This window comes from Acinetobacter sp. AOR41_HL (assembly GCF_027854645.1).
GTDB lineage: Bacteria > Pseudomonadota > Gammaproteobacteria > Pseudomonadales > Moraxellaceae > Acinetobacter > Acinetobacter nosocomialis.
The window spans coordinates 119,413-140,542 of the sequence record NZ_JAKTHZ010000017.1 but is presented as its reverse complement, the minus strand read 5'-3'; the positions used below and the strand labels follow the sequence as shown (position 1 = coordinate 140,542).

The following is a 21,130-nucleotide window of genomic DNA, read 5'->3' as shown; positions in this document are numbered from 1 at the left end:
TATTGTTTAAAGCAGCTAAATTTTTGCTTTTTCTTACTTTTTAGATTCTGTTGCTCTAATCATGAGCATCATTTTTTAATCTTTTTTGATATTTTTCGAGATTTAATTGCAAATTTTTGGCTTTTTTCTGTTGCTGATAAAGATGGAATGCACCTTCTAGCACAAGTACAAATACAGCACACCAAATTGGAATATAAGTAAACCATTCTTCTTGACCAATGCTTTCCCCTAGCACTAAGGATGCTAAAGCAAGTAACACTGGTTCAAGATATCCAAGTAAGCCAAATACAACTAAAGGTAAAAAACGACTTGCTAATATGTAACATCCCAAGCCTATAGCACTAAGTACTCCTAATCCTGCAATTACTAAGGCAAGAGTTGGTTGATCGAAAAATTTACTATATGGCAATAATCCTGTATGTGTTAGATAAATCGCCACAGGCATGATGATCAAAAGGTCCCACCAAAAACCACCTAAATTATCTGTTTTAATTTTCTTGCGTAACAAGAAATAAGCTGAGTAACCAATGGCCACCAAAGCAGTTTCCCAAGCAATACTTCCTAAACGAAAAATCTCATGGCCGACACCAACTATTGCCAGAATAATAGCGACCCACTGAAATTTTGATATTTTTTCCCCATATAGCACACTACCAGCCAAAACCAGCACAAGCGGTAGAAGGAAATATCCCAAAGATACTTGTAAACCACGTCCATGCATGGGTCCCCATAAAAAGAGCCATAGCTGTACCGATGTTAAAATTGAGGTTGTTATGAGTAACAAAAGTAAAGAAGGTTTTGCCAAAATACGTTGATAGATATTTTTAATATGACTTAAGTCACCACTCCACCACATAAATAGAGTTAAAAATGGCAAAGTAGCAATAATACGCCACCCAAATGTTTGTTCGCTATCAAGTTGACCAAGTAGTTGAGTATAGAAATAAAGAACACCGAAAGTTAATGATGCCATGACAGAGAAAATCACGCCTTTTAACATCATTAACCTCTTTACACTTTAAGAAAAATAAAGCGATACAATACTTGATTTATCCACTATAAAAAAGAAAAAACCATGCGAAAACATGGTTTTTTATTAAGCAGAATTTATTTATTCTTTGTGCTCAGTATGAATAACATCACGAATATCAAATCCTAATGTTTTGGCATAATTTAGATATTCATCAATCAATTCTTTTTTGGGATGTGGTGTTCTAGATAATACCCAAAGATACTTACGTGAAGGCTCCCCTACTAAAACAGTTTGATAGTCTTCATCCAGCTTTAAAATCCAGTAATCTCCACGAATAACCGGAATCCATCTCACAGCTTCAGGTAAAAAACTTACTTTTAATTTTGTGTTATAGGGTGGATTAACTACAAAAGCTTCGCCAATAGATTGCTGTAATTGCTTCTGATTATCGTAGCAGCGATTATCTACAACGATATTTCCATTTTCATTTAAAGTGTAAGTTGCAGATACGTTGTAAGCACATTTTTTTTGGAAAAAAGCCGGTTTACGTGCGACTTCATACCACACACCTAAATAACGGTCTAATTCAACTTTATCGACAGTTGGTAAAGGCTTCTGCTGGGCATAGGCATATGTTCCAACGGCTAAGCCAGTTAGAACAATCCCGCCCAATGCAATTTTTGCCAAGCGCCAACTGGCTTGCGGAACATTATTTCGAAATGCCATTGTTGCCCTCAACTATTAGTTGTGAATACAAAAATAACTTAAACATCTACAGTAGCTTGTTTATTAAACAAATCATGTAGTGTTATGTATCCATTTATTGCAACATTTGCGCTTTTAAACGAACGATTTCATCACGAATACGAGCCGCTTGCTCAAATTGTAGATCTTTAGACGCCTTTAACATTTCTTTCTCAAGCTTAGTAATATGCTTACTGAACAATTTAGGGTCAGAAAGAATATGACGGTCATCAGCACTTAGTGCTTGTGCCTGCTCCAATATTTTCTCATCAATTTGATCATCTGAAAGCACTTCACCCGTATCAATTTCTTTCACGGCCTGACGGACTGCACTACGTGGTGTAATACCATGCAGCTCGTTAAACTCGATTTGTTTAGCTCTACGGCGTTCTGTCTCATCAATTGCATTTTGCATAGAGTCGGTAATTCTATCTGCATATAAAATTGCCTTACCTTTCACATTTCGCGCAGCACGACCAATGGTCTGAATAAGTGAACGTTCTGAACGTAAGAAGCCCTCTTTATCTGCATCTAAAATAGCAACTAAAGAAACCTCTGGCATATCTAAGCCTTCACGAAGTAAGTTAATACCGACCAAAACATCAAATACGCCTGTACGTAACTCATGAATAATTTTGACACGTTCAACTGTATCAATATCCGAGTGCAAATAAGCGACCTTAACACCATATTCTTTTAAATAAGATGTTAAATCTTCCGCCATACGTTTTGTTAAAGTCGTCACCAATACACGTTCATTTAAGTTCTTACGAATATTAATTTCAGAAAGAACATCATCGACTTGAGTAAGTACTGGGCGAACTTCAATTTCAGGATCAATCAAACCTGTAGGACGAACGACCTGCTCAACCACTTGTTCTGACTTCTCCAACTCGTATTTGGCTGGCGTTGCACTCACAAAAATAGTGGTCGGAACAATACGTTCCCACTCTTCAAATTTCATTGGGCGGTTATCAAGCGCACTTGGTAAACGGAAACCATAATTCACCAAGTTTTCTTTACGTGAACGGTCACCTTTATACATTGCGCCAATTTGAGGAACCGTTACATGTGACTCATCAATAATAAGTAAAGCATCGTCCGGTACATAATCAAATAATGTCGGTGGTGCTTCACCTGCTGGACGGCCTGATAAATGACGAGAGTAGTTTTCAATACCATTGGTATAACCTAACTGCTGCATCATTTCCAAATCATAACGAGTACGCTGTTCGATACGCTGAGCCTCAAGCAACTTGTCATGTTCACGGAAGAACTTAAGCTGGTCTTGAAGTTCATCCTTAATGGTATCAATAGCACGCGTTAAGTTGTCTTTTGGCGTTACATAATGACTTTTCGGATAAATCGTAACACGTGGTACTTTGCGCACCATTTTACCGGTGAGTGGATCAAACCAACGAATTGAATCTACTTCATCATCAAAAAGTTCAATACGAATTGCGTGTTGGTCAGATTCTGCCGGGAAGATATCAATAATTTCGCCACGAATTCGATAAGTACCACGTAAAAATTCAAGCTCATTACGGGTATATTGCATTTCAACCAAACGGCGAATAATTTCGTCTCGACTCACTCGGTCACCCTGAACCACATGCAATAACATTTGCATATAGGCATTTGGGTCACCCAAACCATAAATAGCAGAAACAGAAGCTACAATAATTGCATCACGACGCTCTAACAAGGCACGTGTTGCAGATAAACGCATCTGGTCAATATGGTCATTAATTGCTGCATCTTTTTCAATAAATGTATCTGAAGACGGAACATAAGCCTCGGGTTGATAGTAGTCGTAATAACTTACGAAGTATTCAACTGCATTATTTGGGAAGAAGGCTTTAAATTCACCATAAAGCTGGGCTGCTAATGTCTTATTGTGCGCCATCACAATGGTTGGTCGCTGTGTTTGGGCAATCACGTTTGCCATGGTATAGGTCTTACCGGAACCAGTCACGCCCAAAAGTAACTGATTACGAAAACCTTTTTCGACGCCATTTACCAGCTTTTCAATTGCCTGTGGCTGATCACCCGCTGGCTGGTAATGAGTGACCAAATCGAAAGGTTGATTTTCGTTCACAGTTCTCTCTCTTTATAAAAAATTTGAATTTATCGTCTAGCAATTTAATGGGGATTTTTTCCCTAATTTAAAGTCTGTAGCCAGATTAATATACAGCGAAAATATTAAGCATCTTGACACTTGACCAATGCTTTAAACGGTTGCAACATGAACTTATCCATTAGATAAAAAGCATAACCATGACCTATCAATATCATGATGAAAGTATTGTAACTGAACTCCCTGAAGATACAGTGTTTGTCTTCGGTAGTAATATGGCTGGGCAACATGGTAGTGGAGCCGCACGTGTTGCCAGTCAGCATTTTGGGGCTGTAGAAGGTGTGGGACGTGGCTGGGCTGGACAAAGCTTTGCAATTCCAACCTTAAATGAACACATCCAACAAATGCCTCTCTCCCAAATCGAGCATTATGTTGAAGACTTTAAAATTTATGCAAAAAATCATCCTAAAATGAAATACTTTGTCACTGCTTTAGGATGTGGGATCGCGGGTTATAAAGTTTCTGAAATTGCCCCGCTTTTCAAAGGTATATATCACAACGTGATTTTTCCTGAATCCTTTAAACCTTATGTTGAAGATAATGCTGTTTCACAGTTTCCGACACTCACTCAAAAAATGGTTCAAAGTTTTATTAACGATGAGGTTATTTTTTACTTTAATCATGGCAGTGAATCTTTTGAAGATGCTTTAGATAAAACTGATTTATCAGATGCAGAAAAAGCAATAGCGCTGATTGTTTTAAATGAAGAGTTGTACCCTCGTGACCGCTATGGCAGAGGCCGAGAGCACGAATTGAGTGATATTTTAGGAAAGCTCAATGGCAAGATTTTCAATATTCATGGTAACTCAGAAGGCGCAATGATTTTTGTCAGTGTCATTGTGGCACTGATGGAACTTTATGATTTTGATGAACAAGACTTCATTAAATTATGGCGCGGCGAGAAAAATATCGACCACCCGATTAACCGTTAATTTATTTTGATATTTTATGAGTAAAGCAGATAAATTCTGCTTTATCATTATTTTAATTATTCTAAAGATTTAAATTGATTATTTTCCCCAAATCCTAACTTTTCTCATTATACTTTAAGACAAACTGAATACTTAAAGAAACAAATGGAAACTTTAGATTCTTCAATTTTTGACCTAACCCCAATTCCAATGTGGATTGAGGACTTCAGTGAAGTTAAACAGCTATTTGATCTATGGAGAAATCAAGGGGTCGAAAACCTTTATGAATTTCTAAGTCAAAATGAAAATTTGATTGTCGAATGCGCCCATAAAATTAAAATTATTAAGGTCAACCAAAAAGTATTAGAACTCTTTGAAGCAAAAAACCAAGAAGAATTATGCGCCAATTTAAATCTTATTTTTAAAAAAGAGATGTTTGAAGCTCATGTTCATGAACTCGAAGCGTTATGGAATGGCAAAACTCATTTCTCAAGTACCACTATAAATTACACGCTCTCTGGTAAACGTATTGATGTACAACTACGGGGAGCAATTTTACCGGGTTCTGAAACTACATTTGACCGTATTTTAATTACCACCGAAGACATTACGCCTTATCAAAATGCACTTCGTCAGGAAGAGAAAAATCGACGTCTAGCAGAATCAATGTTTATCTACTCCCCCACTTCTCTTTGGGTTGAAGACTTTAGCCGTATTAAAAATAGAATTGATCAGCTTAGGCTATTAGGTATTGAAGACTTTAGAACTTTTCTAGATGTACATCCTGAGTTTGTGCGTCAATGTATCGAAGATATTTTAATTTTAGATGTTAACCAGTCGACTCTTGATTTATTTAAAGCACCCGACAAAACCGCTCTCTTAAAAAATACGCATAAAATTTTTGCTGAAGAGATGATGGAAACTTTTAGAGAACAACTAATTGAACTCTGGCAAGGAAATATTCACCATAAGCGTGAAGCCGTTAACTATGCATTAGATGGCCAAATCAGAAATGTTTTACTGCAATTTACCGTATTCCCCGGTTATGAAGATACTTGGGGATTGGTACAGGTTGCTCTTACAGATATTACTGCACGAAAGAAAGCTGAAAATTATTTAGAATATTTAGGTCAGCATGATGTACTGACTAAACTTTATAACCGTGCTTTCTTTACAGAAGAGCTTAATCGTTTAAACCGCAGCATTATTCGTCCTGTTTCTTCAATTTTTTTAGACATGAATGGTTTAAAAGAAACGAATGATCAACTTGGCCACGATATTGGTGACGGTTTATTACGTCGTGTGGGGAATATTTTAAACCAAGCTATTACGAATACTGCTTATACTGCCTCCCGAATTGGTGGAGACGAGTTCGTAATTTTGATGCCTGGTGCAGATGAGGCAAATGTATTGATTATGCTTCAAACTATTCAGGAGCTTTTTAATATCGATAATCAATATTACTCAAGCCATCCTATTAGTATTGCAATTGGACACGCAACGACAAAAGAAAATGAACAAGTTGAAGATATGCTAAAACGTGCAGATCATCACATGTATCAAAAGAAAAAAATTTATTATCAAGAAGTATTACAACAATAAAAAAACAGGCATATTGCCTGTTTTTTTAAATTAACGCTTACCCATAGAACGACGGGTACCACGAGGAGGCATCCAAGTTCTATCTGCATATTGCTCTGGCTTCGGACGCACTTGATTGTGTACAGCATCGCCAGTTTGATTGCTTTCATTCGGCATTGGGAATGGCAATTTCACCAAAGCCTTTTTCTGTTTTGGCTGTTGCTCAGTCATAATTCAGTCTCGATATTTCGATTGCGATTTATTATAAAGGATTTTTCTCATTTCTTTCGAAAAAAGCTTCAATTGAATAAAACCGCAACAAGAACGTTTCTAAATTAAACTTTTTTACATCTAAAAATACCCACATCCGCAAATTACTTAATTTTTGCGATAAGATAGTATGCTTTTTATTTTTTAATCCCATAAGAGGAATATTGCCGTGGACGTACGTCTTTCTGATCGTGTCAATGCCATCAAACCGTCCCCTACACTTGCTGTAACTAATAAAGCAGCTGAGCTTAAAGCTGCTGGCAAGAATGTGATTGGTTTAGGTGCTGGCGAGCCAGATTTTGATACCCCTCAACACATCAAAAATGCTGCAATTGAAGCGATTAATAATGGTTTCACAAAATATACGGCTGTAGATGGTACTCCTGGGTTAAAAAAAGCAATTATTGCTAAATTGAAGCGTGATAATAATCTTGATTATCAACCAAACCAGATTTTGGTTTCATGTGGTGGTAAACAAAGCTTCTTTAACTTGGCACTTGCATTATTAAACAAAGGTGATGAAGTGATCATCCCTGCGCCATTCTGGGTAAGCTATCCAGATATGGTTATTATTGCTGAAGGTACGCCAGTTATTGTGAAATGTGGTGAAGACCAACGTTTTAAAATTACACCTGAACAACTAGAAGCAGCAATTACTCCTAACACTCGCTTAGTAGTATTAAACAGCCCATCTAACCCAACAGGTATGATTTATAGCAAAGCTGAATTAGAAGCTTTAGCTGAGGTTTTACGTCGTCATCCACAAGTATTTGTTGCTTCTGATGACATGTATGAGCCAATCCGTTGGAAAGATGAGTTCTATAACATTGCAACTGTTGCTCCAGATTTATATGACCGCACAATTGTTTTAAATGGTGTATCTAAAGCATATGCAATGACAGGTTGGCGTATTGGCTATGCAGCCGGTCCAGCAAAAATCATTGGTGCAATGAAAAAAATCCAGTCTCAATCAACTTCAAACCCAACTTCAATTTCGCAAGTTGCCGCTGAAGCTGCATTAAATGGTCCACAAGATGTATTAAAACCAATGATCGAAGCGTTTAAACGTCGTCACGACTTAGTGGTAAACGGCTTAAACGACATCAAAGGCATCTCTTGTTTACCGGCTGATGGCGCATTCTATGCATATGCAAATATTCGCCCTCTTATTCGTGCAAAAGGCTTAAAGTCTTGCACAGAATTCTCTGAATGGTTACTTGAAGAAACTGGCGTAGCAGTTGTTCCTGGTGATGCATTTGGTTTAGGTGGTTTCATGCGTATTTCATATGCAACAGCTGATGAAGTACTCGTTGATGCTTTAGCACGTATCAAAAAAGCTGCTGAATCAATCGAAGGTGTTGACGCTGCGATTGCATCTATCGAAGCTGAAAAAGCTGCAAAATAATTTGTAAAACTAAAAAAGGCCTCAAAATTGAGGCCTTTTTTATAATTAAAATTATTCTGGGTTAAATAGCGCAACCACCTCGGCCCCAGTTAGTTTCTTGGTATCATTCTGAAAATTATAAAAATCGGGTTTTGAATCAATAAAAATTTCCATATCAAGGTGTAAACCTTCTACTGGCTCATTTAAGGAAAATGCATTGATATTGCAATAACTATGATCTTTAGTTCTCCAAAAAATTATTGTTCCACAAGCATTACAAAAGCCCCTTTCACCCCATTCAGAAGAGTTAAATACACTAAGATGCTTTTGCTGAACAAACTTTAAACTACCTTTAACTACATCAACTGTCATAATGACACCACTGGTTTGTCTTCGACACATCGAACAATGACAAACATGAACATCATGATTTTTTAATTCAACTTCAAAAGTTGTTTCACCACATAAACACTGACCGTTCATTATTATTTTCCATACGAAATTTATATTTTTAGATTTATAAAATATTCTGCCTAATTCAACTTTACAAGTTTATGAACAGTTAACTCAACTATTTTTCTGGTATTTAGCAACTTGACAATAGTTTGTTTAACGCCTAACTTATCAACAAGTTCCATTTTAGAACTTTATTGATTGAAGGACTCAAAAATGAAAAATCCTATGGAAATGACAGGCCTCGAATTTTTACAAGCCATGGTTGAAGGCCACATTCCGCCTGCGAGTATTAGCAAAACTATACCTATGCAACCCACTGAAATTTCTGAAGGATCAGTAACTTTTAAAGCACAAGCAGATCATAGCCATTTAAACCCTTTAGGTGGCGTACATGGTGGTTTCGCTGCAACTGTTCTAGATTCAGTGACTGGCTGTGCTGTGCATACGATGTTACCCGCCGGTGTAGGTTATGGAACTATCGATTTGAATGTAAAAATGTGTCGCCCTATTCCTCAAAATCAGACTTTAATTGCTACAGGTAAGATTATTAATATAAGTAAAAATTTGGGTATTTCCGAAGGCAAAATTATTGATGAAGAAGGTAAACTTTATGCTTATGCAACAGCGACTTGTATGATTATTCGACCATAAAAACTAAGGCAGCTTTAAACGGCTGCCTTTTTTATTAAGTCAGGAAGATCTGGACGGTCACAAGTTTGTGCAACCACATAAGGTGCCCAAATATTCTTAAGTTGAAGCTCTATCACTTTATGAAACTGAGTAGACCAAGCTAAAACTTTATTTTTACCCCACAATAACTCCCCTTCGAGCTGGAAAATATAAAGGGGTTTAGATTGATCTAATATATTGCAAGACTTTAAAACTTTCAGTGAAGTATGCGCATCCCATTTTGAACTAAACCAGAGTTGTAATAAGTCACCTAAGTACAAATCCTGCTTTTTAAATGGAAAAGCATTGATCCATGCATCTTCTACAAGTGTGTAATAAGATTCTGGTTGATTTAAAATATTGAGATAATTGCGTTGATAAAAATCAAAATTAGAAAAAATAGAAGAAACAGTAAGTGTTTTCATACTTATCTCCGATTTAGCCATTTTAGTGCTGGCAAGTTGGTTTAAATCCACACTGTTTGGATTACTCCAAACGCTTGTTCTTTTTTGAATCTAGCAATTGAGTTTTTAAAGTGCAAGTAATTTATATCCTCGCCACTCAACTTGATCAAATAAAAAGCATACAACACAAAAATGAAGGAAACATGACGATTTTCACTTGACCCTTGTCAAAATCTCCTTATAATCGCATGCAGATTCTCCCATAGCTCAGTCGGTAGAGCGACGGACTGTTAATCCGCAGGTCCCTGGTTCGAGCCCAGGTGGGAGAGCCAAATATTAAAAAGCCCGCAGCATTAAAGCGGGCTTTTTTATTGCCTTCTATTAAAGTATACCTATAAAAAAAATCCCCTACTGCCTGTAGAGGATTTGCTTTTCATAATTCGAATATTTACCAGATCGAATCATCAGTTCTAAACTTAGGTGACCTTCTACGCTTAGATCTTTTTTAAAATTACATTATTCCACTTCTACAACTTTTAAAGGGTTAAAAGACTGAGTCGTTGGCATCATCTCTATACGGTTAATATTAATATGCGGTGGTTGTGATGCAATCCATGCGACCGTATTTGCAATATCTTCAGGCAAGATTGGATTCTTTTTATCATATAAACTACTAGCTTTCTCCTGATCCCCCTTAAAACGCACAAGAGAAAATTCAGTACCACCACATAGTCCCGGCTCAATATTTGTTACTCGTACACCAGTACCAGCCAAATCTGCACGAAGATTTAAACTAAACTGCTCCACAAAAGCTTTTGTTGCACCGTAAACATTACCACCAGGATATGGATATGTACCTGCAATTGACCCCATATTAATAATTAGACCCGATTTCTTCTGCACCATACTTGGTAAAATTAGTCGGGTAACAGTAACAAGCCCCTTAACATTGGTATCAATCATCGTGTACCAATCATCTAATTCAGCTTTATCTGCTGGCTCTAGACCCAATGCCAAGCCTGCATTATTGACCAGTAAGTCAATTTGATCGATTTGAAATTCATTTGGTAATTCTTTAAATAACTTATTTATATTTTCTACTGTATCTGTCATATCAAATACTAATGGGTAGAATTTCTCACCAAGTTCTTGTTTTAATTCTTCTAGTTTTTCTGCCCGTCTTCCGCAACCAATAACTTTATAGCCCAACTCAATCAATTTTTTTGAAATGCTATAACCAAAACCTGCCGATGCACCTGTAACTAATGCTAACATTCTTATATCCTTAGAAATAATCAACTATTTCAGTTGAACTCATGATGAACATATCAGCCTTTATATTTACATAATATTTATTATTAGCCTAAAAAAATAAAAGTTTTTTTAAAAATTTTATGAGAAATTAAAATCTATAAAAAATATATTTATTAAATAATTATATGCATTAAAGAACTAAAAGCAGGACATGTCTGCTGCCAAAGGATGAAGCTCACCTAATAAAAAAGTTTACCATGAAAGGTAAACTTTTTTATTTGAGGCACCCAAGACTATGCAGGAATACCACTATGAAAGCGGAAAGTATCATCCGGAGTCAAAATCAGGTTCTTTTCAACCTCACGGATATGTTCAATACGCTGCTGAATATCCTCTTCAGGATCTTTCATTTTGGCAGTTTTTGCGACATCAAGCGCTAGTGCTAAATAGTCTTCAAAATGACGAGATTCCGACTTCAGCAGATAACGATAATAACGTCCAAGTTCGTCATCTACACGCGGGGCAAGTGCATAAAAACGCTCACACGAACGTGCTTCTACAAAGGCTCCAATAACCAGTACGTCAATTAAAGCTTCTGGCTCATAGGTACGTATTTCTTTTCGTAACCCACCTGCATATCGTCCTGCGCTTAAACCTTTCCACTCTTGGCCACGTTTCGTCATAAACTCGAGAACTTGTTCATAGTGAAGCATTTCTTCACGTACAAGTTGAGCAAGTTTGACTTGTAGATCTGTAAAAAAACTATAGCGGAACATCAAGTTCATTGCCGTACCGGCTGCTTTTTTCTCACAATTGGCATGATCTTGCATCAAGATGTCTAAATTATTAACGGCCTCATCTAACCATTCATTTGGAGTTTGACACCCCAAAAATGCCAACACAGGCTGCATTAATTCATCGTAATTGATACTCGACATTACTACTTATCCTGCTGCCTGAATCGCTTTTTTCATATCTTTAACAGCCTGTGCCAGACCTACAAAAACACTATCTGCAATAATTGAATGACCAATATTTAATTCATGGATTTGTGGAATTGCTGCAATTGGTGCAATATTTTTTAGGTTAAGGCCATGTCCTGCATTTACAACCAAACCTTTTGAAGCGGCATATTCAACACCTTTTACAATACGAGCCAGCTCTTCTTGTTGTTCTTGCTCTGTTGCTGCATCGGCATATGCACCTGTGTGCAGCTCAATCGTAGGTGCACCACATGCAACTGCTGCATCAATTTGAGCAAAATCCGCATCAATAAATAATGATACGTCACATCCCAAAGCAGCTAAAGCCTGGGTTGCAGCCTTAACTTTTTCAAAGTTAGTTACTACATCTAAACCACCTTCAGTTGTTACTTCCTGACGTTTTTCAGGAACGAAACACACGTGCTGTGGTTTAATTTCTTTGGCAAACTCAACCATTTCATCAGTAACGGCCAACTCTAGATTCATACGTGTTTTTAACAATGGGCGCATGCGACGCACATCATCATCTTGAATATGGCGGCGGTCTTCACGAAGATGCAAAGTAATCCCCTCTGCACCAGCTTGTTCACAAATAAGAGCAGCTTCTACAGGGTCTGGGTAAGTAGTACCGCGCGCCTGTCTTAGAGTAGCAACATGGTCTATGTTTACACCAAGCAATGCAGCCATAAATAAATCCTAATTACGATTGAGTTTGAGTATTTTGAATCCACAATTGTCGACTTTTTAGGGGACGATCACCTAAAAGCGATGTAATCATTTGACGGTATAGTTTACCTAATAATTGCAATTGTTCGTGAGAAAAATCCTGCCCTTGCTCATAATCCAGCATAGATAAAATTGCTTTTCCCGACAAAGATGAGCGGCCTGCCTGGACAACGGGAGCAAAGCCTTCAGTCACTTGAAATTGATAAAACTGATTTGGCAAAATTTCTTTTTGTGAGCTATCAACTGAAAAATCAATTGCATAGCCCAACTCTGGAAGTAAGATATGTTCGAACTGCCTTAAGATCTGTCTGAGAAAAAGATCGGGATTTTCGTGAGAAGATAATTGTTGTAACTGAAGCAAAGTTAATTGATATTGTTCAAAAGTTTGTGGCATTGGTTCTTCTAGAGGACAAAGTCTTAGAACAATTTCATTTAAGTAAAAGCCAGCAAAAAAAGCATCACCAAAAAAGAAAACTGGCTGATTTAATATTTCCAGCTTCGTAAAATTTTTGAGTTCACTTTTACCTGTAGCTTGCAACCGAATTGGTTGATATTGGGGAGGCGGAGTCTGTCTTAAAATGCCATCGACCCGCCCGTATTCCTGAGTGAAGAGATGCACAATATGGCTTTTTTCACGATATTTACGATGGTGAATCATATATCCATGTAGGACTTCATTGCGCATCATAAAAAGAAACTATTCCTTAGATTCTTTTTCTTTTTTATCGTCATCATCACCATCAGGAATTACAGCTCCTACAACAGCAGCTGTACCCTTCACCACACCTTTAGTTGTTTTATAAGCAATACCTACTGGTACGGTTACAAGCTTATATACACAACCTTGTAACATCAATGTACACCCAATAATAGCCAATATTGATGTAATTGTTTTCATACCAGTATTCCCTGCTTGTTAGATATCGCTATATCCTAAACTTTTCAAAGCACGTTCATCATCAGACCAACCGCCTTTAACCTTAACCCATAAGGTAAGCATGATCTTTTGTTCGAACATTTTTTCCATGTCTTTGCGAGCATCCATACCAATCGTTTTAAGCTTGGCACCTTTTTCACCAATCACAATCGCTTTTTGGCCAGGACGATCGACAAAAATTGTTGCATCAATATAGGTACAAGCTGGTTTTAATCGACCATTTTTCTCATTAACAGTTGCCTCTTCTGTTTTAAAAGATTCAATTTGTACTGTTAAATCATATGGTAACTCTTCACCCAACTGACGCATAATTTTTTCACGGATGATTTCACTTGCTAAAAAGCGTTCTGAACGGTCCGTAATTTGATCAAATGAATACAGTGGCGGCTGATAAGGAAGATATTTTTCAATCGTTTCACTTAAATGTTCCAAGTTTGCTCCACGAAGAGCAGAAACAGGAACAATCTCAGCAAAATTCATAAGCTTGGTACGTTCTTGAATTAAAGGAAGAATCTCTCTTTTATCTTCAAAAGTATCAGCTTTATTAATGACCAAAATAACTGGCATTTCAGCGTTCTTGAGTTTCTCAAGCACTAAATCGTCATTTTGAGTCCACTTATACGCATCGATAACAAATAAAACCAAGTTAACATCACGTAATGCAGAATGAGCAGCGCGGTTCATCATTTTATTGATCGCACGTACTTCTTTCTTATGCATTCCCGGTGTATCTACATAAACCGCTTGCATCTTCTCACGTGAATCAATACCAATAATTTTATGGCGAGTCGTTTGAGGTTTACGTGAAGTAATTGAGAGTTTTTGACCCAATAAATGGTTCATGAGGGTAGATTTACCCACATTTGGACGTCCTACAATCGCCACAAATCCGCTCTTAAAATCCGAAGGAATTGTAACGCCTTTGGAACTAAAAAATTGATCAATCAGATTGTTTGGATCTTGGTTTTCATTTGAATCTGGATTGATTTGATCAGAATGCATCGACATGCAGGTTATTGCTCCAATAACTTTAAAATTTCCGCCGCTGCTGCCTGCTCGGCAAAACGACGACTTGACCCCTCACCATAAATCTTTGGTAAACCATCTACCAAACATTCGACTTTAAAGTGTTGATGAGGTGCATCACCCTGAATATCTACAACCTCGTAAACAGGGAGAGGTTTTTTACGTGCTTGTAGATACTCTTGTAAACGTGATTTTGGATCTTTGAGTTGATCTGTTGGCTCAATATGATCTAAATAAGGTACATACCATTTTAACACAATATCTTTGAGTAGGTTCAGATCACTACTATCAAGATAAATTGCACCAATAATCGCCTCTACCGTATCCGCTAATATTGACTCACGATGATGACCACCAGATTTCAACTCGCCTGTGCTTAATATTAAACACCGACTAAGTTGCAAATCGGTTGCAATTTTACCTAATGCTTCTTGGCGAACTAAAGTCGCACGCATACGTGTTAAACGCCCCTCATTTTCATGTGGATAGGCATGGTATAAATAATTGGCAATGATCATCCCCAACAACGAATCGCCTAAAAACTCCAGACGTTCATAGTTATACTTATGACTCACCGAACGATGAGTCAAAGCTAACTGTAGCAATTCGGGCTGCTTAAATTGATAACCGATTCGACTGAGTAAGCGAGGATCACTTAGTTTGAACTGATGTTTTGTCAAAACTTTTCTCAAATGTTAAAACTAAATCAATATTTAGTAAGAAAGGTTTTCTTACTTCATATTTCTTTTTGACGATTAGACCAGACTCGTTAAACACTTCAGCAATTTCCTTAAAATGGAGATCACGAATATTGTTCATTTCCAGCCGTTGGTCCATCTGTGTCATAAACTTTTGGGGTGTGATATCAGCTGAGCTTTGTTGCATGAGCTCTGTAATCTGATTATTAATCACACGATCATCCCAATATGCTGGCCAAACTGCAAGTACGGCTTTCGCCGCAATTGCAAATATAACCACCCCAAATAAAATTGCTAAATACGAAGTACCCTGTTGTGCCTTACGCATTTTTGTTTTTCCTAATGGTTGTTTTTAATCTATTTTTCCATTTCGGTTAAAGCTTGGCAGGTGGAAACCAGGTTCTTTGTGCATCCAGACATAGAAAGCTCGGCCTGTTAAATTTTCTTCAGGAACGAACCCCCAGAAACGACTGTCAGCACTTTGATCACGGTTGTCCCCCATTGCAAAGTAATGTCCTTTCGGAACAGTTACTTCCCAATATAAACCGTCTTGGTTTGAATATTTGCCATTATCAACATAGTTGATAAATGGTGCCTGACGCGCAACGTTTACACCTTCGAGTTCACGCATCGTAAAGGTATGATCACCAATTGTTTCTTTATGATAAATAGACGTTGGTGTATCTAAAGCATCTTTTTCACGACTAAATTGTGTTGGTACTTTAGGAATTTTCTGACCATTAATAATCAATTGACCATGATCGTAAACAATATGGTCACCTGGTAAACCAATTACACGCTTAATATAACTAATGGTTGGTTGTGGTGGGTAACGGAATACGATGACATCACCACGTTTCGGTTCACCTACATCAATGACTTTTTTATTTACGATAGGTAAACGCACACCATAGTCGAATTTATTAACTAAGATAAAATCGCCAGTCTCTAAAGTTGGAACCATAGAGTCTGATGGAATATTAAATGGCTCATAAAGAAATGAGCGAAGTACAAGCACAACAGCTAAAACTGGCCAAAAGTCATAGGCCCATGTAATAACAAAATTTTCGTTCTCTCGCCCTTTATTTGCACGCTGTTTAAAAACAAGCTTATCTAGCAACCACACTGCAAATAAAATCAGCGTAACTGGAACAAGAATTAAATTAAAATCAAAATCCACATGACCTCACTCGCAGCCTAGCTGCTTGCTTTATGGCTGGGAGAATATAAGTTCATCCCAGCCCTTTCTTTTATCTTTCTACTTTCAAAACAGCTAAGAACGCTTCTTGTGGAATTTCTACACTACCCACTTGTTTCATACGTTTCTTACCTTCTTTTTGTTTAGAAAGTAATTTCTTCTTACGAGACACGTCACCGCCATAACATTTTGCTAGAACGTTTTTACGCATCGCCTTAACAGTCGAACGAGCAATAATTTGAGCACCAATAGCAGCCTGAATTGCAACATCAAACATTTGACGTGGAATCAAATCTTTCATTTTTTCAACTAGAGCAATACCACGATGGCGAGCATCATTACGGTGACAAATCATAGCCAAGGCATCAACCTTTTCACTATTAATTAATACATCAACCTTAACTAAAGATGAACTTTCGAAACGTACGAAGTTATAGTCTAGCGATGCAAAACCACGTGAACATGATTTAAGCTTGTCAAAGAAATCCATCACAACTTCAGCCATTGGAATTTCAAAAGTAATCGAAACTTGATTACCTAAAAATTTCATGTCTTTTTGTACACCACGACGCTCAATACACAAGGTCATGACATTACCTAAGTACTCTTGCGGCACAAGAATATGACACTCAGCAATTGGCTCACGTAAATCTTCAACAACTGAACCATCAGGCATTTTAGACGGACTGTCGATATAGATCGTATCGCCTTTTTTGGTAACGGCTTCATAGACTACTGTTGGTGCAGAGCTAATCAAATCGAGATCATACTCACGCTCTAAACGCTCTTGTACGATTTCCATATGCAACATGCCTAAGAAACCACAGCGGAAACCGAAACCAAGTGCATCTGAACTTTCAGGTTCAAAGAACAAAGCAGAATCGTTAATTTGTAATTTCTGTAATGCTTCGCGGAATGGTTCAAAGTCGCTTGAATCGATTGGGAAAAGACCCGCATAAACCTGTGGTTTAACCTTTTTAAACCCAGGTAAAGTTGCAACATCTGGTGTAGACGCAAGCGTAATAGTATCACCTACTGGCGCACCAAAAATGTCTTTAATACCAGCAATAACAAATCCTACTTCGCCAGCCTCAAGAATATCGGTTTCAGTATGTTTAGGGTTAAATACACCTACAGAAGTTACCGGATGAGTTTGTCCTGTCGACTTAACCAACATTTTATCGCCCTTACGGATACGACCTTCTTTAATGCGGACAAGAGAGACTACACCTAAGTAGTTATCAAACCATGAATCGATGATTAACGCTTGAAGTGGAGCTTCACGATCACCTTCTGGCGCTGGAATAACATCGACTAAACGTTCTAATACACCTTCAACGCCCAAACCTGTTTTTGCTGAACAAGTTGGCGCATCCGTCGCTTCAATCCCGATAATTTCTTCAATTTCATGAATTACACGTTCAGGTTCAGCCTGCGGTAAATCAATTTTATTTAAAATAGGAAGAACTTCGAGGCCTTGTTCAATTGCTGTATAACAGTTTGCAACTGATTGAGCTTCTACGCCTTGCGCCGCATCTACGACCAATAACGCGCCTTCACACGCTGCTAATGAACGAGATACTTCATACGAGAAGTCGACGTGCCCCGGGGTATCAATAAAGTTAAGCTGATATTCTTGCCCATTTGGATGGGTGTAATACAATGTCACAGACGCTGCTTTAATGGTAATCCCACGTTCGCGCTCAAGCTCCATTGAGTCCAAGACCTGAGCTTGCATCTCACGATCTTGTAAGCCACCGCACATCTGAATAAAACGGTCAGCCAAAGTAGACTTACCATGATCGATATGAGCGATAATCGAGAAATTTCGGATATTTTTGATATCAACTGATTTTTTAGCTTGCGCCATGGGCTACCTTGAGAAAATATAAAGTGCTATGTAGCTTGTTTTAATACATAGCCAAAGCGGTTTAACAAATTGCGAGAGATTATAGCAGATTGCAGAAATGAAAAAGATATAAATTATTTCTTTTAAAAAAAGCTTTTAAACTTCTTTATGTAACCAAGTAATGTTCTTTAAAGAAAACTTAAATTAGTACAACTTCAGCTCAAATTTGAGTAAGTTGTCAGATACCGTATTGTTAGTATGATTAACTGTTTTACCAATTAATTCAAATCCAAGTTTATTTACAACTTGCTGAGATTTAATGTTCCGTTCAAATATTTCAGCCCAAATATATTTTATTTTGTTCCCAAATAAACGTTCTTGCTTCAAATACTGAATTATCCCTGTAAGCGCTTCTTGCATATAGCCAATACCCCATGCCTTCGGGTGAAGCTCATAACCAATCACTACAGCGAAATCATTATCAACTTGCTTGATGCTATTTACACCACATGTTCCCAACATAGTTCTATTTTGTTTAAGACGGATAGCATGCCTAAAACCTATACGTGTCTTCCATTTTAGATGCATTTTTTCAATCAAAACTTCCGCTTCTTCTAAGGAAACAAAAGCTTTCAAATCATAGAATTCAAGTACTGTTGAATTTGAAAATAATTCAAAAACAGATGTTTTATCACCTTCTTCCAATTCACTTAAAATTAGTCTAGGAGTTTCAATCGAAAATAAATGTTCCAAATTTTGATCTCTCTTAATCGCTTCTATACGAAATAGTAAAATCTAAAGGATTTATACTTGAGTCAAGTGGCTTATAGGCCTGTGTAAAAGTCGGTGACATACGTTTTGGTCGGCCAGATTCAATTTCAATACATGCCCACTTAGTATTCCCAACAAATAAGACAGCCTGATCAGAAGGGCGAAAAAAAACATACTGACGAAATGAATAAAGTGCATTGATATCATCGAGCCATGTCCGTAGTACGATTTCTTCGCCTTCAAACGCAGCTTTACGGTATTGTACATGATGCTCAACAGCAACCATTGCATGCTTGAGCTCAAGGTATTTGGTTACGCCTACTCCTAATGTTTCAACATGAGCAGCAGCAACATCTTGCATCCATTGGACATACATTACATTGTTAACATGGCCCAAAGCATCAATATGCTGTGGCTGAACCAGAATATGCAAATCGAAAATACTGCTCACAAAACACCCACTTTAATCATTAAATCTAAAGCTACATTTAAATTAGCTAGATCACATTATGCCGAATCCAAATAATAAAAAACCACCCATTTTCAGGGTGGTTCATTTTTAAATCATTTTACTGGATGCGTAAACCAAGCATTGCACGTTGGCCTTGACGAATAATCCCAACCCGAGCAACCGTATTTTTTTGTAAGTTAGAAACAACTTTAGCAAAATCTTGGCTATTCAAAATTTGAGTATTATTAACCTGAACAATTACATCACCAGGAATGATATTTGACAATGATGCTAGCCCACCACGGCGAACATCTTGAACATAAATACCACCTTTCACGCTTAACGCATTTTTCTCTGGTTCAGCCAAATCACGAATACTCATGCCTAATACTGGCCCTTTAGAAGTAGAAGCCTGAGTACCTGTAGCAGGTGTTTCATCTGGTGCAGTGGCCAGAGTTGCCGAAATATTACGAGTTTTATCATCGCGTAATACTTCAAACTGAACTGTTTGGTTTGGCTGTACTTTGTTTAAGGCATAGAGCAAATCACTTGTACGAAGTACAGAAGCACCATTAAGTTTTAAAATCACATCGCCAGCTCTAAGTCCTGCTTTTTGAGCAGGTGAATTTGGCGTAACTTGTGTGATAAGAGCACCTTCTGGTTTAGGCAGTTTGTAAGCATCGGCAAGGTTACGGTCAATATCTTGCATCATAACGCCTAGGTATGAACGAGTAACTTTGCCTTTTGTTTTAAGCTGTTCAGCTACATCCATCGCAACATCGATTGGAATAGAGAAAGACAAGCCCATATAACCGCCAGTACCACTAAAGATACGTGAGTTCACCCCGACAACTTCACCATTTTGATTAAACAATGGACCGCCTGAGTTACCAGGGTTTAAAGCTACATCTGTTTGAATAAATGGTACAGAGGTTTCACCGCTCATGTTACGTGATTTAGCGCTGACAATACCTGCTGAAGCAGAGTAGTCAAAACCAAATGGCGAACCAATCGCTAAAACAGGTTCTCCCACTCGTAAACGGTCAACATTTCCTACTTTTAAAGCAGGATAATTATTTCCATTCACTTTTAATAAGGCAACATCGGTACGTTCATCACTACCAACAACAGTTGCATCAATCTCACGACGGTCATTTAAAGTAATACTGATGCGGGAAGCATTTTCAATCACATGATGGTTTGTAAGTAAGTAACCATCTTTACTAATAAAGAATGCACTACCGTATGCGGTTTTTTCTTGAGGACCTTGTTGCTGTGGAATGATGACCTGATTACCAAAGAAACGTTTTAAAATTTCAGGAACTTGCTGCTGTAACAGTTCATCCTGCGTCATTTTTTTTACAACGTTTACACTCACCACAGCCGGACTAACTTGTTCAACGAGGTTTGAAAAATCAACAGCAGCGTTTGCTTGAACAGCAGCAACTGTAAATACCGCTGCATACATTCCTTGTTGTAAATAGCGAGATTTCATTCGGTGCTCACCCACAATTGGTCTACGAGAATAAGAATAAAACTGTTGTATCACAACGCTTTGGAATTGTGCGTAACAATATGTTTATTTGTAAGGCATCCTCATCACGTTTATTTTACACATTGCAATTTTTTAAGCTAATTGCAATTTTTCTGTGACTTAGAGCGCTTAAGCTCTTGCCTTTTTAGGTAAAAAGGGGTGTCATTAGCGGAC

At 37.6% G+C, this 21,130-nt stretch carries 23 protein-coding genes, 1 tRNA gene and 1 pseudogene; 5 read left to right on the top strand and 20 right to left on the bottom strand.

The genetic code is table 11. The features are described from left to right. Nucleotides 1–55: 55 nt before the first annotated feature. From rarD to uvrB, 3 genes are all read right to left on the bottom strand, one after another. Nucleotides 56–1,003, bottom strand: a complete 948-nt coding sequence (rarD, locus tag MKL35_RS04765; protein WP_079376984.1) for an EamA family transporter RarD — start codon at nt 1,001–1,003, stop codon at nt 56–58. 108 nt (nt 1,004–1,111) lie between these two features. Then, nucleotides 1,112–1,699 (bottom strand): lipocalin family protein, encoded by a 588-nt coding sequence (locus tag MKL35_RS04760; protein WP_002052730.1) that lies wholly within the window; start codon nt 1,697–1,699, stop codon nt 1,112–1,114. 94 nt (nt 1,700–1,793) lie between these two features. Further along, entirely contained in the window at nt 1,794–3,815 is a 2,022-nt protein-coding gene (gene uvrB, locus MKL35_RS04755; RefSeq protein ID WP_032012247.1) for an excinuclease ABC subunit UvrB, read from the bottom strand. Nucleotides 3,816–3,994: 179 nt separating this feature from the next. On the opposite strand from uvrB, the gene MKL35_RS04750 reads away from it, so the two are divergent. Both MKL35_RS04750 and MKL35_RS04745 read left to right on the top strand, forming a co-directional pair. Next, complete coding sequence (locus tag MKL35_RS04750) at nt 3,995–4,786, top strand: A1S_2505 family phage non-structural protein (RefSeq protein ID WP_002052788.1); 792 nt, start codon at nt 3,995–3,997, stop codon at nt 4,784–4,786. A 144-nt stretch (nt 4,787–4,930) separates the two neighbouring features. After that, nucleotides 4,931–6,367, top strand: coding sequence for a sensor domain-containing diguanylate cyclase (locus MKL35_RS04745; RefSeq protein WP_032012249.1), 1,437 nt, complete (start codon nt 4,931–4,933; stop codon nt 6,365–6,367). A gap of 30 nt (nt 6,368–6,397) precedes the next feature. On the opposite strand, the gene MKL35_RS04740 is transcribed toward MKL35_RS04745, so the two are convergent. Next, the gene (locus MKL35_RS04740) at nt 6,398–6,577 is read right to left on the bottom strand and encodes a hypothetical protein (protein WP_000139633.1); all 180 of its coding nucleotides are present in this window, start codon (nt 6,575–6,577) and stop codon (nt 6,398–6,400) included. A 208-nt stretch (nt 6,578–6,785) separates the two neighbouring features. On the opposite strand from MKL35_RS04740, the gene MKL35_RS04735 reads away from it, so the two are divergent. After that, nucleotides 6,786–8,021, top strand: coding sequence for a pyridoxal phosphate-dependent aminotransferase (locus tag MKL35_RS04735; protein ID WP_032012250.1), 1,236 nt, complete (start codon nt 6,786–6,788; stop codon nt 8,019–8,021). Nucleotides 8,022–8,072: 51 nt separating this feature from the next. Here MKL35_RS04735 and MKL35_RS04730 read toward each other — a convergent pair whose 3' ends face one another. After that, nucleotides 8,073–8,483, bottom strand: coding sequence for a GFA family protein (locus MKL35_RS04730; RefSeq protein ID WP_031953066.1), 411 nt, complete (start codon nt 8,481–8,483; stop codon nt 8,073–8,075). Nucleotides 8,484–8,669: 186 nt separating this feature from the next. Here MKL35_RS04730 and MKL35_RS04725 point away from each other — a divergent pair, with 186 nt between their 5' ends. Further along, on the top strand, nt 8,670–9,107 hold the full coding sequence (locus tag MKL35_RS04725; RefSeq protein ID WP_004707558.1) for a PaaI family thioesterase: 438 nt from the start codon (nt 8,670–8,672) through the stop codon (nt 9,105–9,107). Between the two features lie 14 nt (nt 9,108–9,121). Here MKL35_RS04725 and MKL35_RS04720 read toward each other — a convergent pair whose 3' ends face one another. Continuing rightward, nucleotides 9,122–9,550, bottom strand: a complete 429-nt coding sequence (locus MKL35_RS04720) for a hypothetical protein (protein WP_032012253.1) — start codon at nt 9,548–9,550, stop codon at nt 9,122–9,124. A gap of 41 nt (nt 9,551–9,591) precedes the next feature. After that, a pseudogene (locus MKL35_RS04715) lies at nt 9,592–9,736 on the bottom strand (hypothetical protein); the annotation flags it as partial. A 49-nt stretch (nt 9,737–9,785) separates the two neighbouring features. Between MKL35_RS04715 and MKL35_RS04710 the strand changes: the two are divergent. Next, a tRNA-Asn gene (locus tag MKL35_RS04710) sits at nt 9,786–9,861 on the top strand. A 184-nt stretch (nt 9,862–10,045) separates the two neighbouring features. On the opposite strand, the gene MKL35_RS04705 is transcribed toward MKL35_RS04710, so the two are convergent. The 13 genes from MKL35_RS04705 to MKL35_RS04645 form a co-directional block, all read right to left on the bottom strand. After that, nucleotides 10,046–10,804, bottom strand: a complete 759-nt coding sequence (locus MKL35_RS04705) for an SDR family oxidoreductase (protein WP_004707555.1) — start codon at nt 10,802–10,804, stop codon at nt 10,046–10,048. 272 nt (nt 10,805–11,076) lie between these two features. Then, nucleotides 11,077–11,721, bottom strand: a complete 645-nt coding sequence (locus MKL35_RS04700; protein ID WP_002052437.1) for a tRNA-(ms[2]io[6]A)-hydroxylase — start codon at nt 11,719–11,721, stop codon at nt 11,077–11,079. A gap of 6 nt (nt 11,722–11,727) precedes the next feature. Beyond that, nucleotides 11,728–12,453 carry a pyridoxine 5'-phosphate synthase gene (gene pdxJ / locus MKL35_RS04695; protein WP_002052525.1) on the bottom strand — a complete coding sequence of 242 codons (726 nt, stop codon included), beginning with the start codon at nt 12,451–12,453 and terminating at the stop codon, nt 11,728–11,730. Nucleotides 12,454–12,466: 13 nt separating this feature from the next. After that, on the bottom strand, nt 12,467–13,180 hold the full coding sequence (gene recO / locus MKL35_RS04690) for a DNA repair protein RecO (RefSeq protein WP_004707550.1): 714 nt from the start codon (nt 13,178–13,180) through the stop codon (nt 12,467–12,469). A 9-nt stretch (nt 13,181–13,189) separates the two neighbouring features. Beyond that, nucleotides 13,190–13,390 (bottom strand): NF038104 family lipoprotein, encoded by a 201-nt coding sequence (locus tag MKL35_RS04685; protein ID WP_004885836.1) that lies wholly within the window; start codon nt 13,388–13,390, stop codon nt 13,190–13,192. 18 nt (nt 13,391–13,408) lie between these two features. Continuing rightward, entirely contained in the window at nt 13,409–14,431 is a 1,023-nt protein-coding gene (era, locus tag MKL35_RS04680; protein ID WP_079376989.1) for a GTPase Era, read from the bottom strand. A gap of 11 nt (nt 14,432–14,442) precedes the next feature. Continuing rightward, nucleotides 14,443–15,135, bottom strand: coding sequence for a ribonuclease III (gene rnc / locus MKL35_RS04675; protein ID WP_004707545.1), 693 nt, complete (start codon nt 15,133–15,135; stop codon nt 14,443–14,445). After that, nucleotides 15,107–15,481, bottom strand: a complete 375-nt coding sequence (locus MKL35_RS04670; protein WP_001224037.1) for a DUF4845 domain-containing protein — start codon at nt 15,479–15,481, stop codon at nt 15,107–15,109. Before MKL35_RS04670 ends, rnc begins: the two co-directional genes overlap by 29 nt. Before the next feature lie 24 nt (nt 15,482–15,505). Further along, the gene (gene lepB / locus MKL35_RS04665; RefSeq protein WP_002052421.1) at nt 15,506–16,333 is read right to left on the bottom strand and encodes a signal peptidase I; all 828 of its coding nucleotides are present in this window, start codon (nt 16,331–16,333) and stop codon (nt 15,506–15,508) included. Between the two features lie 70 nt (nt 16,334–16,403). Further along, the gene (gene lepA, locus MKL35_RS04660; RefSeq protein WP_002052578.1) at nt 16,404–18,221 is read right to left on the bottom strand and encodes a translation elongation factor 4; all 1,818 of its coding nucleotides are present in this window, start codon (nt 18,219–18,221) and stop codon (nt 16,404–16,406) included. 183 nt (nt 18,222–18,404) lie between these two features. Beyond that, on the bottom strand, nt 18,405–18,953 hold the full coding sequence (locus MKL35_RS04655; RefSeq protein WP_004885833.1) for a GNAT family N-acetyltransferase: 549 nt from the start codon (nt 18,951–18,953) through the stop codon (nt 18,405–18,407). A gap of 13 nt (nt 18,954–18,966) precedes the next feature. Then, nucleotides 18,967–19,422, bottom strand: a complete 456-nt coding sequence (locus tag MKL35_RS04650; RefSeq protein ID WP_039246845.1) for an acyl-CoA thioesterase — start codon at nt 19,420–19,422, stop codon at nt 18,967–18,969. A 118-nt stretch (nt 19,423–19,540) separates the two neighbouring features. Then, nucleotides 19,541–20,917 (bottom strand): Do family serine endopeptidase, encoded by a 1,377-nt coding sequence (locus tag MKL35_RS04645; protein ID WP_002052609.1) that lies wholly within the window; start codon nt 20,915–20,917, stop codon nt 19,541–19,543. Between the last annotated feature and the right edge of the window lie 213 nt (nt 20,918–21,130).